11 protein-coding genes are annotated in these 17,557 nt (G+C 43.7%); 8 read left to right on the forward strand and 3 right to left on the reverse strand.

From position 1 onward, the window contains the following. Nucleotides 1–64 precede the first annotated feature (64 nt). Complete coding sequence (locus tag EHS13_RS33270) at nt 65–1,813, reverse strand: methyl-accepting chemotaxis protein (RefSeq protein WP_155704526.1); 1,749 nt, start codon at nt 1,811–1,813, stop codon at nt 65–67. A gap of 238 nt (nt 1,814–2,051) precedes the next feature. Here EHS13_RS33270 and EHS13_RS33275 point away from each other — a divergent pair, with 238 nt between their 5' ends. The 7 genes from EHS13_RS33275 to EHS13_RS33305 all read left to right on the forward strand — a co-directional run bounded on the left by EHS13_RS33275 (nt 2,052) and on the right by EHS13_RS33305 (nt 10,801). Then, nucleotides 2,052–2,840 (forward strand): hypothetical protein, encoded by a 789-nt coding sequence (locus tag EHS13_RS33275; RefSeq protein ID WP_155704527.1) that lies wholly within the window; start codon nt 2,052–2,054, stop codon nt 2,838–2,840. Nucleotides 2,841–2,857: 17 nt separating this feature from the next. Continuing rightward, nucleotides 2,858–3,499: a hypothetical protein gene (locus tag EHS13_RS33280; RefSeq protein ID WP_155704528.1), complete on the forward strand. Its 642-nt coding sequence runs from the start codon at nt 2,858–2,860 to the stop codon at nt 3,497–3,499. 23 nt (nt 3,500–3,522) lie between these two features. Then, nucleotides 3,523–4,008 carry a GNAT family N-acetyltransferase gene (locus EHS13_RS33285; RefSeq protein WP_155704529.1) on the forward strand — a complete coding sequence of 162 codons (486 nt, stop codon included), beginning with the start codon at nt 3,523–3,525 and terminating at the stop codon, nt 4,006–4,008. A gap of 168 nt (nt 4,009–4,176) precedes the next feature. Then, the gene (locus tag EHS13_RS33290; protein WP_155704530.1) at nt 4,177–5,763 is read left to right on the forward strand and encodes an SWIM zinc finger family protein; all 1,587 of its coding nucleotides are present in this window, start codon (nt 4,177–4,179) and stop codon (nt 5,761–5,763) included. Then, on the forward strand, nt 5,751–8,861 hold the full coding sequence (locus EHS13_RS33295) for a DEAD/DEAH box helicase (RefSeq protein ID WP_227013662.1): 3,111 nt from the start codon (nt 5,751–5,753) through the stop codon (nt 8,859–8,861). Before EHS13_RS33290 ends, EHS13_RS33295 begins: the two co-directional genes overlap by 13 nt. Before the next feature lie 311 nt (nt 8,862–9,172). After that, a complete protein-coding gene (locus tag EHS13_RS33300) occupies nt 9,173–9,832 on the forward strand; it encodes a hypothetical protein (protein ID WP_227013663.1) in 660 nt (219 codons plus the stop codon). A 351-nt stretch (nt 9,833–10,183) separates the two neighbouring features. Continuing rightward, on the forward strand, nt 10,184–10,801 hold the full coding sequence (locus EHS13_RS33305; protein WP_155704532.1) for a hypothetical protein: 618 nt from the start codon (nt 10,184–10,186) through the stop codon (nt 10,799–10,801). Between the two features lie 67 nt (nt 10,802–10,868). On the opposite strand, the gene EHS13_RS33310 is transcribed toward EHS13_RS33305, so the two are convergent. Continuing rightward, the gene (locus tag EHS13_RS33310) at nt 10,869–12,062 is read right to left on the reverse strand and encodes an EAL domain-containing protein (protein ID WP_162463380.1); all 1,194 of its coding nucleotides are present in this window, start codon (nt 12,060–12,062) and stop codon (nt 10,869–10,871) included. Between the two features lie 192 nt (nt 12,063–12,254). Between EHS13_RS33310 and EHS13_RS33315 the strand changes: the two genes are divergently transcribed. Further along, nucleotides 12,255–15,251, forward strand: a complete 2,997-nt coding sequence (locus tag EHS13_RS33315) for an efflux RND transporter permease subunit (protein WP_155704534.1) — start codon at nt 12,255–12,257, stop codon at nt 15,249–15,251. A 108-nt stretch (nt 15,252–15,359) separates the two neighbouring features. On the opposite strand, the gene EHS13_RS33320 is transcribed toward EHS13_RS33315, so the two are convergent. After that, complete coding sequence (locus EHS13_RS33320; protein ID WP_155704535.1) at nt 15,360–17,549, reverse strand: methyl-accepting chemotaxis protein; 2,190 nt, start codon at nt 17,547–17,549, stop codon at nt 15,360–15,362. Nucleotides 17,550–17,557 lie beyond the last annotated feature (8 nt).

Raw genomic sequence — 17,557 nt, forward strand, 5'->3', positions numbered from 1 at the left:
TTTTCATTATACACGTCTGCGAACTATTATTGAAATGATAATGTTAGAAAAGCCTACCGGTTTCTTACAGCTTAAATTGATGAGCTGTCCGTTGTAGTTCCAACGTCATTTCGCTAATCGTGTTCATTGCTTCCAATACGTCATTAAAGGACTTAATTTGGTTCTGAGTAAATCCAGATATCGATGTTGCCTCCGTTGCGTTTTCCTTAGACATTTGATAAATGTCTTGCAAAGATGCTGCTATCTGTTCTGATCCAGCAGATAACTGCTCCGAAGAAGCCGATGCTTCTTGAATCTGATTCACGACATTTCGTGTAGCTTCGAAAATGCGTTTGAAAGCTTCGCCTGTTTCTTGAACATTCTTAACTCCGTTATCCACTTCACCTTCACTTCGCTTCATTTCAGCTACCGCAAAAGTAATGTTGTCTTGAATCGCTAGCACCAATTCCGAAACTTGATTGGCAGATTCACTCGAACGTTCAGCAAGCTTCCTTACTTCTGTAGCTACTACTGAAAACCCTCTACCCGATTCGCCAGCTCTCGCTGCTTCAATTGCCGCATTTAATGCCAAAAGATTCGTTTGATTAGCAATTTCCGTAATAACCTGTACAACAGAATTGATTTCAAGCGAACGATCACTTAAAACTTCAATAATAGTAGCCAGATCTTTTACTGTCGCTCTTAATGAAATCATCTGCTCTGTGGTCGTATCGATTAATTGATTTCCACGTTCTGCATCTTCTGCAGTATCTTGTGAAGCTTCTAATGCATAGGATGAGGTTTCTGCAATTTTCTGGATCGCTATCGCCATTTCTTCCATGGCATTGGAGCTTTCCTCTGTATTCTTGGCTTGAGTATTAGCAATCAGCGAAATCCGCTCTACGGAATCTGCAATTTGCTTGGCTGCTTGTGAAACCTCTTCAATAGATCGCGACAATTCAATCGATTTCTCAGAGACCTGATCCGAGCTCGTGCTGATTTGTGTAACTATTTTACGGAGACTCTGTTTCATCTGTAAGAAAATATGGCCTAGCTTCCCGATTTCATCTTTATTCTTAACTTTAATATATTCTCCAGACAAATCACCTGCAGCAATCAGTGAAGACTGTTTGGACAGCACTAATAATGGATTGGAAATATGTCGGGCAAATAAGATAACAAAAACTAATCCTACTAAAAAGCAGCTAATTAATGTATAGATAATATTCTTAAGAATACGTGATTGTCCTTGATTAAAGTCCTGCATATAGGAACCAGCCGCGATCACCCAGCCCCAATCTTTCTCATAAGCACTGTAGGCAACCTTGAGTGCCTCTTCCTCTGAATTGGGCAATGGCCACATGTAGCTGGTTAGACCTCCGCCATTCAATGCGGTTTTAATCATATCCTGAATATAGAAAGTACCATCGCTCGTTTTCTTATCCCAAATATTCTGTCCCTCCAAGGAAGGATGAGCCAGTAGATTGCCTTTTTCATCCAGGATAAAAAAGTACCCATTTACTCCAAGATCAATTTTCTTATTGATCGGGCGTTTACCATCGGTTTTGCCGCCAAGAAGCTCCCTTTTCACTTCTTCCTGGGCTTCTTCTTTAGTCATAGCGCCTTTTTCTACGGCCTGGTTAAGTGATTCAATCAAAGCTAACGCCATTTGCACATTGTTCTGAATATTCTTGTGTATAAGGGCATTTGTCTCGCTGGTAGAAGCATTATAACTAATGGTTCCCACGATTAAGACAGGAACTATCAATAGAAACAACGAAAATAAAAGCAGCTTTTTACGAATCGTTAATTTAGTCAGACTCTTGTTGTTCATGCCTCATCCACCTCTATGTATGTTTTGACTATGATTATAATATAGCTGAGACAATAAATGACAAGTATTTACCGGAAAAATATATTATTTTGTTCACATTTTAGGCTCTATGGACTATTGAATACACTCAACCAACCCTATTCTGGTATTCTTTGTAAATTATTAAGCAGGAAAATAGGCGCATATTGGCGAATTATCTAAGACCCACAAAAGTTACAATTCTAGAAAGAGGTTTCACATGATCCAACCGGCAACCAGACGGAGATTCCGTCCTGACATTGCAATTGCCCTCTTACTTTTACTCATCCCACTTATTGTGTCCATTTTCTTCTTTCTCCCGCGTTACTATCAGTTTACTGCATTAGGCAAAATTGTTTCCGTCCGAGATATCGGATTAAAAGGCAGTGTAAATTTCTGTTACGTACGTGAAGGTGTTACTCGAAATTTATATGAACGCTGGGTTATAGGGAGAGCCATTCCAGATGCAAAATTTGAACTAGCAGATGCTTCTGTTGAAGATGAATACTCGGATATGATTGAAACTGGAGAAGAGTCGCGTAATGAAACCATACTTAATGCCATTACCTCGGCTGAGGAGCAATCTACTGAGGCTGTATCACAAAATGATCAAAATGATTTTGATCAAAAGCTAGACGCACTTATTGAGGAAACCGGCGGCTATTATGGCGATTCGTTTGGGCTAATGCTTGGAATAGGTTTGGTGGAAGAAGCAGAGAATGAGGATTTTTCTAAAAGCGGTACGATTGTCATTGCAGGTACAGGCACTATGGAAGCAGATCATTCAGTAGGATCAGTTGGATCCATTCATGACAAGCTTCTGACAGCTGAGAAATTCAGTACTGATTATTTTTTTGTACCGAAAGATAAAGAAACCTTTGCCTATGTCGGTCTGAGTAATGAGGAAGAAGCTGAACAGGTTTCCCATAGTTTAAATTTAAAGCTGACTGTCGTTCCAGTAGCTAGTTTAGAGGAAGCATTGCAATACTTAAGTAATTTAAATACATAATAAGGGGAATCATTCCAATGAAGCTTAAATCAGAAATGGTGTCTAGTATTCTAAGAATCATGCTTTGGGCACTGGTTACACTAACTACATTAAATTTATTAGCTACAATAATCTATGCAGTGGATACCAGCTTTTACATGGATTCCATTTACTCGATCAACAGCTTTATCAATTCCCTATCTACGGTGCTTTATATCCTTATTATTGTGATTTATTTAATATGGATTTACCGAGTCCATATGGATTTGGTTGTGATCTTCCCTTCATATCCTCGTTCTTCGGGCTCAGCACTTGCTTGCAGTATGATACCTATTTACAGCTTTTACGGACTCCCTTCTACCTATCTAATGATTGGGGAACATTTTCAGAATGAGAATACAGGAGCCCAGAAGCAAGGGCGTTGGATCAGCGGATTAGCTGTCCCTATGATTATTAGCCTTATCCTCATAAACTTGCTCAATCGATTAGTGACCAACAGTGATGGCGATGCGAACGTTTCGTTATTACTGGTTTCAAACGTAGCTGAGCTAAGCACCCATATTATGTTCTTATCACTATGTATTTTTGTGGCGAAGGGTTTACAATTAATCCATTTCAATAGCCAAATACCTAAATCAACCTATGACATTAACCCAGAATGGGTTTCCGTTATCAGATAAACTGTAAAAAGGAGTCTTCGTTCATGGAGCTACAAGTGCAAGCTCTGACAGAGCAGCATGGAAAAGAGATCTGCAAATGGAGTTACGCAGCACCTTATGACATCTACAATTGGCCCTCTTGGGGAATCATGCTTGCACAGGAATTGCAGTTTGCTGATCCTGACATTCGTGAAGCTCAATTTGCGGCGGTTATTCAAATGAAAAAGGATAGTTTTGATCAAGAATTGATCGGGTATGTGCAGTATTTTCCAATGGAGGGTGTGACTCGAATTGGGCTTGGCATAAAACCAGATTTATGTGACCAAGGAATAGGACATGCTTTTATGAGAGCTATTTTAAAAGAAGCTATGGTGAGATACCCCGATCAAGAGATTGATCTGGAGGTTCATACATGGAATGAACGAGCGCAGAAAACGTATGCAAAAGCAGGGTTTATTAGGACTGATGAGTATGAAAGGTTGACTCCTACTGGGGTGGGAAGGTTTTATTGTATGGTTTACCAAGGGTAGAAATAACTATTTGAAAGCCTTTTAGGAGTTTGTCTTGAAAGGCTTTTTGGGTTGATTTACCTCTATTTAGCACTTATTCACATACACTTCTTGTACATGAAGCATTCCTTTCTCAAATCTGTTACAATGAAGGTTAACGTTCTTACGGATACGGAGGATCAATAAGGCATGCTGAAGCTGAAAATCCCGATAAATCGAATGAATTATTTGATCGAGGCGGCGCAGGATCATATGGAACCCGATAATTTACAATTAGGCTGGGAATATTATCATAAAGGGTACGTACTTTCTATGGAGTTATCAGATGTCATCCATCTGCGAGCTCAAGTGTATGGCACCAAAAAATATAACGTTGACATCAACATGACGAGTTTTTCCAAAAGTGTCTGCTCCTGCCCCTACGATGGCTGGTGTAAGCATATCGCTGCTGTGTTGTTCAATGCTTATTCCGTGCACGGCCGCCCAGAAATGCTGCTGCGAGAAATGAAAAGCTCACTGCATGCCTCTAAAAAACGGAGTATTCGCACCTCTGAAGGCAAAGCCAAAAAGCAAGTCGAACAAAAAATAGTCCCACAGGCCAATGGAACTGCTAAGGAATGGCATGTTTATTTTGAACAACGGTTTTATGGGTATTCACTTAATCAGCAAAATTCCATCGATGGCTTTTATTCAGCAGCATGGACGGATTTAAGCGAGCTCGCTTCCAAATGGGAGGAATCGGTGCGTCAAATTTACTCGTTGCACGTTCTCTTTTTTATAATGCGTAAAATGGATTTATTCCACCAGATGAATCAAGCTTCCTATCTATCCTACTACCATGAATCTGCATGCCGCGCCGTGGCTAAGCAAAGTATGGAGAAGCTTGCTGAGATGGTGGAGCTTTTTGCTATCAGAAAGAAACCACTTAAAAAGCTTTGGGAGGAAACCATTGCATTTATTGGTGAGACAGCTCTAACCGGAAAACCAGGCCCTGTGGATTGGATGACGGTGTATCGGATGCTTTGGTGGTCTGTTTTTGATCGCAAGGCGTTTGCAGGAGCGGAACGTATACGACTAGAAAAATTAGTAAATACAGATCTGACACCTCGAAAAAAAGAGGCTTTGTGGCTTGCTCTAGCACATTTTGAATTAATGGATGGGCAGGACGATGCAGCGATGCGTTGGCTTAAGAATATAACAAGCCCGATTCCTAGTGATTATTATATGGTTCTGCAGGGTCTAATGGAGCGCGAGGAATGGGAGCGTCTGCTGATTTGGCTGCGCTGGATGCTGCCGACTATGTTGAAGGCAAGACAGGATGATTTTCATACGGTCTGTTCGTATTGGCTGGAAGCGATGAAGCATCAGCCTTCGGATGAGGAATGGATTCATGTCATGCTTTCGCTTTTACCACGGAGTTATTACTACTACACGGATTACCTGATGAAAACAGAACGGTTTCGTCAATGGGTCGATTTACAGCTGTCCCATCAAATCTCTCCTGCCAGCCTTTATACGGAGCAGTTGAAGGCTGTCGAGAAAGCAGACCCGACTTTGTTGCTCCCCTTGTATCATCAAGCTGTCGAAAAAGCAGTTGCTGAGAAGAATCGCGCTTCCTATAAAGTGGCTGTTCGTTATCTAAAAAAACTGTATACGATCTATAAAAAACAGAAGCAATCCGAGCGTTGGGAAGATTATATCTATCGGCTTGCTAAAAAATATTCGCGCCTTCGCGCTTTTCAAGAAGAATTGCAGAGAGGAAAATGGCTACTATGAGGGCAACAGCAACAGGAACATCTATGATTCATTCCACTTGGATTCCTCCTCATTCGCTTTTTCTTTGGGGCACTCGTACCCATGGGGGTATTATGGATCCCATCGAACTGAAGAACCAGCTTTTCGCTTGGCATGCCCCTTCCTATTACGGCACCTTTATTGAAACCTCAGAGGTAGGAGCCAAGGAAGGCATCTTGCTTCCTGCTGCTATGGCTTTGGATTATTTTTGCAATACATCGGATTTGCAGCATGCCGTGTTCACATGGAGCGATGAACTAATTGAGCTTAAACAAGCTGCACCCGCGGTTAGAGAAGCGTTAATCGCTGGCCGCTGCATGCCGGATTATGCCAAATGGAAGCAGGGTAAACTTAGCTGGAAGCTACGTTTGGGCGAGGTTAGTGAGAGTAAGGACGGGGAAGAACTTAGTGATGGAGAGCTTCTGAATGATGGAGAGCTTCTGAATGATGGAGTACTTCTGAAAGATGGAGAGCTTCTGAAAGATGGGGAGCTTCTGAAAGACGGAAAACCTAAAACTCCTCCTGTTCATGATACGTTTGTTGACGAGGTTGTTTCACCGCTGTTGCGCGACTGGATGGATTCGCTTATTTCGGAATGGGTGCGCGAGCAGCCTGAGTTTCAACAAACGCTGCAGCGCTTGGAGCAAGCACATCCTATGCTCGCGGGCGGCTTGCCCGCAGACCTCTGGCTCGATGAAGAAGATTGGCTGGTTGCGATTGGCTGGAAGCATGATTCCAGCCCTTTCCGCACCTGCCTGCAGCTGGTCGAGCCCGATCTTGACGACTCGTGGAGACTGCAGCTTCAGCTGCAGGACCGCCAACGAGCGGATGTTCTAGTCGCGTGCAGCCCGGAGGGCGAGCCCGCGAAGGAAGACGCAGCCAGCCTGCCCGAGGCGTGGCTGGCAGATCTTACGCGCGTGCGCAAGGATGTGCAGCAGTGGCTGCACATCCTGCCCTGGCTGCGCGACAGCTCCGAGCCGGAGCAGCTGCGCCAGGAAATCACCGCCGATGAGGCGTGGGATTTCCTGGCTAACGGCAGCATGCGGCTCGTCGAGGCGGGCTACGCGGTGTTCCTTCCCGCGTGGTGGGAGCGGCTGCGGAAGCAGAAGCCGCGCCTCAAAGCCAAGATCAAGTCCTCCGTTGGCGCAGCCAATGACTCCACGTTCGGCTTAGGGCAAATCATGCAGTTCGACTGGCGCCTTGCTTTAGGGGACGTTGTCCTAACCGAAGCGGAATTCCGCCAGCTCGCCGAACAGAAGCGAAAGCTCGTCCAGTTCCGCGGCAAATGGATCCAACTGGATCCAACACAATTGGAACAAATTCAGAACGTCATGAAGCAGGTTAAGAAGAAAAAAGGGCTGTCTTTTCGCGATGTTATGGAAATGCATTTGTTAGGCTCTTCCGCTGATGCCGATGCACCCGAGCTAGCTACTATTGAAGAAGAGCTTGAAATGGAAGTTGAGCTGAATGAACATCTTCTGCATCTCATGGCTCAGCTTAAGCAGCAAGCTGCAATCCCACCATTTACCGCACCAGAAAGCTTTAAAGGCTCACTCCGTCATTACCAATCGGACGGTGTCGCTTGGATGTTATTCCTGCGGCGCTTTGGTTTAGGCGGCTGTTTAGCAGATGATATGGGTCTCGGAAAAACCATTCAATGGATTACCTATCTTTTAACCGTCAAAGAAGCTGAAGAGCTTCGACTTTCGAATATAGCGGCAGCACAGTCTGATTCTAACGATGCCTCCAATGAAGATGAGCTTGAAGCCGCACCATCCTTACAGTCCTCTTTACTGATCTGTCCAACCTCAGTACTAGGCAACTGGCAAAAAGAGCTCCAACGCTTCGCCCCTTCCTTAAAAGTCCATTTGCATTACGGACCGCAGCGTTTAAAAGGTGAAGCCTTTACTGAAATGACCAAAGAAATGGATTTGGTGTTAACCTCCTTCACTCTTGCTCACTTAGATGAACCCGAGTTAACTGCTTTACAGTGGGGCTCCATCTGCGTAGACGAAGCACAGAACATCAAAAACGCCTACACTAAACAAGCCACTGCGATCCGCCATTTACAAGGGGATCATCGCATTGCACTAACCGGTACGCCGATCGAAAATCGCTTAACCGAGCTTTGGTCGATTCTCGATTTCTTAAATCCAGGTTATCTGGGATCGTTGCGCGAATTTTCACATCGTTACGTCGCCAAAATCGAGAAAACCAAAGATGTCGCGGCCATCGGACAGGTGCAAAAGCTGATACGCCCTTTCTTACTGCGCAGAGTAAAAAAAGACCCAGCCATCCAGCTAGATCTACCCGATAAGAACGAAATGAAAGCTTATGTTTCCTTAACGACGGAGCAAGCTTCCCTATATGAAAACTATATCCAAGAAATGTTCGCCAAGCTGGAACGGCTCAAAGCTATGGAACGTCGCGGTCTCATTCTAGCGGCCTTAACCAAGCTGAAGCAAGTCTGCAATCACCCTGCGCTTTTGCTTAAAGAAGGCGTTCAAACCCACACACTGGGACGCTCCAATAAAGTGGAACGCCTGCTGGATATGGTCAATGAGCTCCGCCAAGAAGGCGATCGTTGTTTAATTTTTACCCAATTCGTCGAAACCGGACACCTGCTGCAGAATATCATTCAAAAAGAACTCAAAGAAAAGGTCCAATTCCTCCATGGTGGCACACCTAGAGCAGAACGTGAGCGGATGATTGAGACCTTTCAGAACGAATCGCCAGATCTGGAGAATGGCAGCGGGATCTTTCTACTTTCCTTGAAGGCAGGAGGAACAGGCTTAAATTTAACTGCCGCTAACCACGTCTTCCATTTTGATCGTTGGTGGAACCCTGCGGTTGAGAACCAAGCAACCGATCGCGCCTTCCGTATTGGCCAAACCCGCCATGTTCAGGTTCACAAATTCGTGACACTAGGAACTCTAGAAGAAAGAATTGATGAAATGATCGAACGCAAGCAAGGCCTAAGTCAGCAAATTGTCGGTGGTGGCGAAGGCTGGATAACGGAGATGTCTACTGAAGATCTGCATGACCTATTCTCACTCCGCCGCGACTGGGTAGAGGCTTAGCCGAGTAACTATACAGTTAACGGGCAACTTGTTACTTTCCGTTGTCCATTAACTGTGTAATCCTACCCAAGAACACACCTCATGAACTCGACAATACTCCACCTATCTGCTAAAATTTAATTAGAATCTCTTAAAAGTAAAGCGATTTTAATTTTTAATTCTCAAGTCCATACTTCCCACACTTTAATTCACAAATCCATACTTCCCACACTTCGTGAAGCACACGTCGTTTGTCTCCTATTTTGGAGGCAAACGGCGTTTTTTATTTCCCAGCTTTCAGCTTCCCCAACTAATTTAAAGGAGATATCCCCATGTTTGAACAAGAATATGAAGTGTTTTTAGAGGCACAACGCCGTTCAGCGACCGGACAAAGGCTGGAGCAATTAAACAAGGACTTAACAGGAGAGAAAAAGCTGCTGAAGGAGGTAATTTGGCCCGTTCTAAAATCCTTCGACGGCCTAATCATGGAGTACGAGTTAATCAGCTCAACCGGGGTGAAAATATATGTCGATGTATTTTATGAGCCATTAGGCATTGCATTTGAATGCGAAGGATTCGTGGTCCATGCGGAGAAAATCACCCGTGACCGATTCATATTCGAACGAATGCGCATCCGAACGATTGCCATGTACGGTTACAAGTACATCCCGTTTGGCTGGGACGAGCTCGACAAACGCGCAGAAGCCTGCCGCCGTTCAGTATACGAGCTTATTGGGCGATTCTCGAGCACAGCAGGATCTGCGCTCAACGATTTAACCGTCTCCGAGCGTGAAGTATTACGCTACGCCCTACGCCTAAACCGCCCCCTGCGGTTGAAAGATGCCTGCTACTGTTTGCAGTTAAGAGTTACTGCCACTCGTTATGTGCTAATTAAGCTAGTAGAGAAGAAGCTTATTAAGCCACATAATTCAGGTACTAAAAGGATTCATGAATATACACTAGAAGAAAACGCAAAAAGATATATGCTTTAATTCCTTGCCTAAGTCCGTTGAGAAGTTAGTATCACTTATCGAGATACTACTTCCTCCACTCGAGGATGTTCTGAGTAAATTGCAACAACCCAATACTAGCGTCGATCTCCAACTTAATCCCCGCTCTAGATGAGTTTAATTAGTTTAAGTAACCAGCTTTGAGTTAGTTTTATGCATTACAGCAGTAATAGATGTTCTGAGTAAATTGCAACAACCCAATACTAGTGTCGAATTCCGACTAAGTCCCCGCGCTAGATGAGTTTGATTAGTTAAGTAACCTAGCTTTGAGTTAGTTTTATGCATTAAAGTAGCAGTAGATGATCAGAGTAAATGGACCTCCCACTCACTCTAGTGTCGATTTTCGATACTACAACCTCCACCCGAGGTCATCCACTCACTCTAGTGTCGATTTTCGATACTACAACCTCTACCCGTGATCATCCACTCACTCTAGTGCCGATTTTCGATACTACAACCTCCACCCGAGGTCATCCACTCACTCTAGTATCGATTTTCGATACTACAACCTCCACCCGAGATCATCCACTCACTCTAGTGTCGATTTTCGACACTACAAACTCCATTCGATATCATCCACTCACTCTAGTGTCGATTTTCGATACTACAACCTCTACCCGAGATCATCCACTCACTCTAGTGTCGATTTTCGATACTACAACCTCCACCCGAGATCATCCACTCACTCTAGTGTCGATTTTCGACACTACAAACTCCATTCGATATCATCCACTCACTCTAGTGTCGATTTTCGATACTACAACCTCTACCCGAGATCATCCACTCACTCTAGTGTCGATTTTCGATACTACAACCTCCACCCGAGATCATCCACTCACTCTAGCGTCCATAATCGACTCTACAGCAGCACCGGATGGATCAAGCTACTATTCAACCCTCTCCCAAGTCGCACAAAACGCCAAAAAGACCTCCGTCGGAGGTCTAGTGTAACATCCGCCTAACGCATGTTTTCCAATTATTCCCTATATGTTACAATTGGACTAGCTGCTGCATAAAGTCAAATCGCGAGATCCATGAACAGATAGAATCCATTTCCGATGGGACACGAGTAGGTTTGAATAAAGCTTGAGGTATTAATATCTGAATAGGGCTGAGAAAGTATCCCGATCTGGTAATGCTTCATTGTGAGAATGTTGGGAATAAAGTAGGGACGCCAGATCCAATTGGAGCCACGGAACTTCTCATCCTTTTCCCAGTCTCCTTCAGGGTTGCGATTGAAATTAGAGGAAATTTGATAGCCATCTTCTTTGCAGATATAATATCTTAAAGCGATATCGAGCGCAAACTTTGCAAAGCGTTCGAGCGCCTCATCGGCCTCCTCTGCATTCTGAACAATGACTTCCGTACTGAACAAATGATTCAAGGCTTGCTCAATTTCAAACAAACGGCTATGTTTTTTCAATTCTTGAGCATGAAACAAACTCATCTCTTCACGCAGCATTTCTGTAAAATGGTCCTCAGGGAGAAACTCAGGCTCTGCTGGAGCAAATAGAAAGCCCTGGGCATATCTAGCCCCCGCGAGCATGGCATTCTGTAAATCTTCCTTTGTTTCTACACCTTCTACTAGCAGGGATGCACCCATTTGGGCGGCAATGATCGAAAAAGATCGCAACAAAGCACGATACCCTTCATGCTTGGCACTTTTCTTAAGAATCTTCAAGTCAATCTTGAGAATTTTCGGTTGAATAATCGCAATACGATCCAAGTTACTGAATCCGCTGCCAACATCATCTATAGCGAGCATGCAGCCTTTCGCGCGATACACCTCTAACACTTCACGCAAATCCTGAAGATTGCCAACAAAGTCTTCTTCTACTACTTCTATTACAATCCGAGAAGGCGGAATTTCATACTTATCAATTAGTTGCAAGGTAGGCAAGTCACCCGTATTATTATACATATGATAGATCCAAGATGGCTTTAAATTTATGAATAGCTGAAAATCCCCATCACTTCTCATCATTTTTGCGAAAGCTAGCTCCCGTAAATGACGATCAACTTTAATATGAATATCATCGGTTATGTTAGCATCAGCAAAAAACGGACCTAAGCTACGAACACGCCCTTGAACAATCTCTCTCCCAAGTGACTCATAGGCTATAATCCTCTGAGTTTGCAGCGATATGATTGGCTGGAAAAAGGGAACAATCCTATCCATATCAGGTATGTTATTCTTGCTGTAGACGTACATAAACCTATCATCCCCTGTTCCAATCATCTAAGCTAAATTGAATGTTACATTAATTTACACGTACTTCTCATCTCTTTGTATTTTACTTCAAAAACCTAACTCTTGCAATCAAAAAGCGAATTATTAGCTATATTTTAACAGGATTGTTCGCCATTTAATCCAATACCTTACATATGAAAGGAAGAAAAAGAAATGAAATCGATAATACGGTTTAGTATGAAGAACACCGTCGCTATCTTCATCTTAATTTTCATGCTAGTTGGAGGAGGCATTTATTCCATTATGCAAATGAAAATGGAGAAGTATCCACAAGTGGATATTCCCTATTTGCACATATCCATCTACTATCCAGGCGCTTCCCCAGAACAAGTCATGCAGGATATCGGCTACCCCCTCGAACAGCAGCTCGGCAATATAGATGGCTTATCCAATTTATATACTGCGGCAAACCCAAACGTTTTCAACGCCACTCTAGCATTTTCGATGACAGCTAGTATGGAGCAAGGCGAGAAGGATGCTCGCGAGGCTGTAGCCAAGTTCAAGCTGCCCGATACGGCGCAACCCCCAAACTTTAGTGCCGAAAAATTAGATGCTGAAGTATATACTATAGCCATTTATGGCGGAGCACAGGAAGCTGCTCAGCAGGTAGTTGAAGAAACGCTCCAACCAGCTATTCGCTCCATCGATGGCATTGAAGCTGTTAACTTAGGCGGTATTCATACCAAAAAAGTGTTCATTCGTTTGCTTCCTAATGCTTTACTAACTCATAAGCTGACTTTAGATCAGGTAAATCAGTTTATTCAAGCCAATAATGCCTCCTTCCCCATCGGGGACTTAAAAACCACCGACCAAACTTTACCGATCCGCATGAATAATTCGTTGCATTCCTTAGAGGATATTCAGAATATCCCCATACTTACCGCTGAGAATAAGCCACTTAAACTAAGTGATATTGCAGATATCACCTACGATACCTCTGATCAAAGCATCACTCGGATCGATGGAGAGCCCGCAGTCACTCTAACGATCATACCTCAAGGCGGTCAGGATGCCGTCAAAATCACTAAGCAAGCCAAAGAAAAAGTAGCTTCCATCCAGCTTCCTGCAGGCTTAAAAACATCCGTTCTACTCGATCGTTCCACAGAAATTGAAAAATCGGTTTATGGCATGCTTCGAGAGGTTATTCTAGGAGCCATAATGGCTGTTCTAGTTACTTTATTATTCCTGCGCAACCTGCGCTCGACAATCATTGCTGTCATTTCTATTCCTTTATCCATGCTCGCTTCAGTCATAGTCCTAAACAACCTTGGTTACACTCTGAATATGATGACATTAGCCGGTATCGCTGTCGCAATAGGAAGGGTCGTAGATGATTCGATTGTAGTTATTGAGAATGTTTTCCGCCGTGTTAGATCTGCACAGGATAGAGATGGGGTTCTGGTAGAAAACGCTACTCGCGAAGTATCCAACGCCATTACATCCTCTACCATCACAACGGTCGCTGTGTTCCTGCCACTTGCTTTTGTGCCAGGTATAGTCGGCAAATTTTTTGTACCGCTCGCTTGGACAATTGTTATTTCCTTGCTTTTTTCTTTATTGGTTGCCGTAACTGTCGTGCCTCTAATGTCTAGGCTTTTCCTGCTAAACCTTAAACATAGCGAGCCTCGCGAGAATATGCTGCAAAGAATTTATCGAAGAGTTCTGGGAGGGGCTTTACGAAAACGTTGGTTAACCCTAACATTCGCCTTTCTCCTATTAGTTTCAAGCATCGCTTTTATCGCTCCCGGTCTAGGCATTAATTTTCTCCCCGCCGAAAAAGCTCTTAAATTTAACATAGACGTCACTATGCCTATTGGCACTGGAGTTACTAAAACGGAGAAAGTGTCCACTAAAATTGAGGATATTCTAAAAAGCCATGACGAAGTTGAGCTTATTACAGCATATATTGGCAGTGAGCGAGCCTATTTAGGATTTTCAGTCAAGGATGCCAAAACGGATACAGATGCATTAGCCGCAAAATTGCGAGCTCAATTTAAAGAGATTACGGATGCAAAAGCCATCACTTTAGTTGGCGTAAGCGGCGGTGTAAACGTTGGCTCCGATTTCTCGATTGTGGTAAACGGACCTAATCTAGCTGTCATAAAACAAGCCACCGATCAGATCATCACCAGCTTGAAGCCCGTGCCAAACCTAACTGAGGTTAGGAGCTCGGCTGAAGGTGAAAAACCAGAAATCTCGATTGATTTCGATAACTCTAAGCTTGCAGCAAATGGCTTGACCCCAGCCACAGTAGCGCTTAACCTGCATAACATGGTTGACGGTTCAACCATCACTAAATCGCAAATTAACTCTAGAACCACAGATGTTGTACTTTCGATGAAAATGGGTCAGAACGCAACAATCGAAACCTTGAAGCAGCAAAAAATCTCTACACCGCTCGGTACCCAAGTTGCTCTTCAGAACGTCGGAAGTGTACAAATTGTCAAAAATCCAACAAATATCGCTAGGTATAATCAAGCGGATTATTTACAAATTCACGGAACGATTACTGATAACAATACAGGTAAAGTAACCAGCGATGCCGAGAAAGCAATTCGAGGTTTGAAGCTGCCTGAAGGTGTGACTTGGAGCTCAGAAGGTGCCTCTAAAGAACTAAATGATGGTTTTATTAATATGGGGATTGCTTTGATTATCAGCATGTTTCTAGTTTACATGGTTATGCTCATTGCCTTTAGTGATTGGAAGCTGCCATTGGTTATCCTGGTTGCTATTCCATTCTCGTGGATCGGCGCCTTGCTTGGGCTCTTTATCGTTCACGAGCCAATCGGTATGCCTGCACTAATCGGCATCCTGATGCTTGGCGGTATTGTCGTAACCAACGCCATTGTTTTATTAGACCGCGTGAAAACAAATCTAACCCATGGAATGGCTAAAAAAGATGCGCTTATGGAAGCAGGAGTAACGCGAATTCGCCCCATTCTGATGACGGCGATCGCGACTATTGGCGCCCTTCTTCCTCTAGCCATTTCGACAGACGGAGGCCTGATTTCACGCGCCCTAGCAGTCGTAGTCATTGGCGGTTTAAGCACCTCAACACTCTTGACCTTAGTCATTGTTCCAGTCATTTTCAGTCTGGTTACTAGAGAAAAACGGGTATACAAACCTGAAAACGTCGAAATAGCTGCCTGAGTCAAAGGGATACAGGTCAAAGGGATACAGGTCAAAGGGATACAGATCAAAAAACCAGCTTAGACAGATTTCCCACTCTGTCCAAGCTGGTTTTTTTCTTGAAAGCTATTACCTCTTACGATCCTCTGTTAAATGAAACTGATTAACCAATTGGTGCAAGGAACCGGAGATAGCCTCCACATGATCAGCCGTATGTCGCACATGGACCATATCTGCAATTAATTCTTGTACCGTACCTTCAACCTCGTTTGATATTTTGCGATTCTCGATACTTACTGCCGCTACTTTTTCCATGAGTCCCAAGACCTCATCCACTACTTGATTCTTCAAACCATCCTGATTGCCTGCTTGCTCCAGAATTTCGGCTGCGGCGGCAACAAGCTGCGAGCCCTCTTCAACTACCTTGTTACCTTGCTCCATAGAGTCAATTGCTTGAGTTGCATTAAGATGAATATGGCGAATGGTTTCACCAATTTGCATAGTCGATTGCTTCGTCAGATCAGCTAACTTGCGTATTTCTCCAGCCACTACTGCAAAGCCCCGTCCATGTTCACCAACGCGAGCAGCCTCAATCGAAGCATTCAACGATAATAAATTGGTCCGCGCCGAAATTTCTTCAATTACCAATAGAGCTTCCGATATCTCTTTAGTAGTGTCCATAAAGGTGCGAATCGTCACATTGGTTTCATTAACTTTGAGTTGGATGCTCTGCATTTTATCCCCAATGCGATGCACCTCGCCTTGAGCTACAGCTATTTGCTCAGATGCTTTTTCCTCCAAGCTTTTGAGCGTTCCACTCATCTCTTCGGCAACATCCTTAGCAATATCGATGTCCTTTAATTGACGACGAATCCCACGAAGCATATCTTTGATCTTGTCATTCACCCGCTGTGAAGAGCCTTCCGAGGATGAGGTTGATTCGTTCAACAGAGTTTGACTTGCCAGAACATCTTCAGCCCCTTGTTTAACTCGAATCATGATACCTTCTAAGGAATCAATCATATTGTTAATCCACTTGGCTAGATCCTTGGTTTCATCATTACCAAATTGCCCATGATCCAAGCGCTTGGTCAAATCACCTTCGCCCTCGGCATTCAAACGAATAAATTCGTTGATCTTCAAGAGATTGTCTGCCACCGGCTTGGCACTTTTACGACTTGGTAGAATAATGCTGAACACTCCAAACAATAGATTACCGCCACCTAAAAGGCAGCTCGCTAGGAGAGTTGAAGGTTTATTCATCAGCACCACAATCATCGCCACACTGAAGAGCATAAATACAAAAACCAACCAAGTCTGCATTCGCACCAGCTTCCACTGGATACTCCGCATCCGATAAACCTCTTCTAAATCGCCTTCACACATCATCCCCCAAACATCTGGACAATGAGGAAGCTGAAAGGTCACGCCTTTGCCAATAACGGCTATATGCCGATAATCGGAATAACCAGGAAACTCAACAAACAAATTACTGCCATTTGCTATGGTATTAGCAACACCTGGATGCAGCTTGCCCGTAGCCGGATCTGTAAAGACCAGCTCAAGCTCCGTGTGATCCTTGACCGATACAGTACCCCAATCCGTTTTTACACCGTCTTTTAAATTGTCGCCAAAGGTAAAGGTTAAATCCTCAAATCGGCTCCTCGATAAAGCCGTTCCAGGTAATATCTCTTTATTTAACCCTGGCTTTGCCATGAAAATATAATTATCGCCCGAATCCGGATAAATATGCCCTGACTCTCTTTGAATTAAATCACCCAACACATCATTTGGCACCCGGCCACAAACAGCGCCTTTCCATACCCCGTCTTCCATTATCGGCAAAATATAGAGCAGCGTCATTTTATCGTGGAATTTGGATGAGCTTGGACCGATTTCCAACGTCAAAGGATCTGAATATGGACCCAACAAACAAGGCTTTCCTTGATTCGTAGCTTCTAAACCATGATATGTACAAGAATTCGCTTGATACGCCGTACCTACATGCTTGGCAAAAGTAGAGTAGACTACCTTCCTATTCTCATCTAGCAAATAAATCTCCGAAAAATCATTCCCGCGCTTCTTAGTTGCATTAAATAATCTCTCTAGCAATGCATCGGTTTTACTCGTATTCTGTTGAATTTGCTCTTTTAATCTACTGAGATGGGACCAGTATTCTTCGACCCACCCGTTTAATAATTGAACCCGCGTTTGTGCTATCCCTTCAAAAATATCCTCAACATCCGTTTTCAAGCGGCGATTCAGGCGATACGACCACCATAATGGCAGCCCCGTTTTAAACCCTAACCAGTCGAACATGTTGTACG

The organism is Paenibacillus psychroresistens (assembly GCF_009728935.1).
In the GTDB taxonomy this organism is placed as follows: Bacteria; Bacillota; Bacilli; order Paenibacillales; family NBRC-103111; genus Paenibacillus_AC; species Paenibacillus_AC psychroresistens.

Excerpts from the sequence above, each read along its gene's own strand:
- EHS13_RS33270 (WP_155704526.1), bottom strand. The coding sequence starts at position 1,813 with ATGAACAACAAGAGTCTGACTAAATTAACGATTCGTAAAAAGCTGCTT.
- EHS13_RS33275 (WP_155704527.1), top strand. The coding sequence starts at position 2,052 with ATGATCCAACCGGCAACCAGACGGAGATTCCGTCCTGACATTGCAATT.
- EHS13_RS33280 (WP_155704528.1), top strand. The coding sequence starts at position 2,858 with ATGAAGCTTAAATCAGAAATGGTGTCTAGTATTCTAAGAATCATGCTT.
- EHS13_RS33285 (WP_155704529.1), top strand. The coding sequence starts at position 3,523 with ATGGAGCTACAAGTGCAAGCTCTGACAGAGCAGCATGGAAAAGAGATC.
- EHS13_RS33290 (WP_155704530.1), top strand. The coding sequence starts at position 4,177 with ATGCTGAAGCTGAAAATCCCGATAAATCGAATGAATTATTTGATCGAG.
- EHS13_RS33295 (WP_227013662.1), top strand. The coding sequence starts at position 5,751 with ATGGCTACTATGAGGGCAACAGCAACAGGAACATCTATGATTCATTCC.
- EHS13_RS33300 (WP_227013663.1), top strand. The coding sequence starts at position 9,173 with ATGTTTGAACAAGAATATGAAGTGTTTTTAGAGGCACAACGCCGTTCA.
- EHS13_RS33310 (WP_162463380.1), bottom strand. The coding sequence starts at position 12,062 with ATGTACGTCTACAGCAAGAATAACATACCTGATATGGATAGGATTGTT.
- EHS13_RS33315 (WP_155704534.1), top strand. The coding sequence starts at position 12,255 with ATGAAATCGATAATACGGTTTAGTATGAAGAACACCGTCGCTATCTTC.
- EHS13_RS33320 (WP_155704535.1), bottom strand. The coding sequence starts at position 17,549 with ATGTTCGACTGGTTAGGGTTTAAAACGGGGCTGCCATTATGGTGGTCG.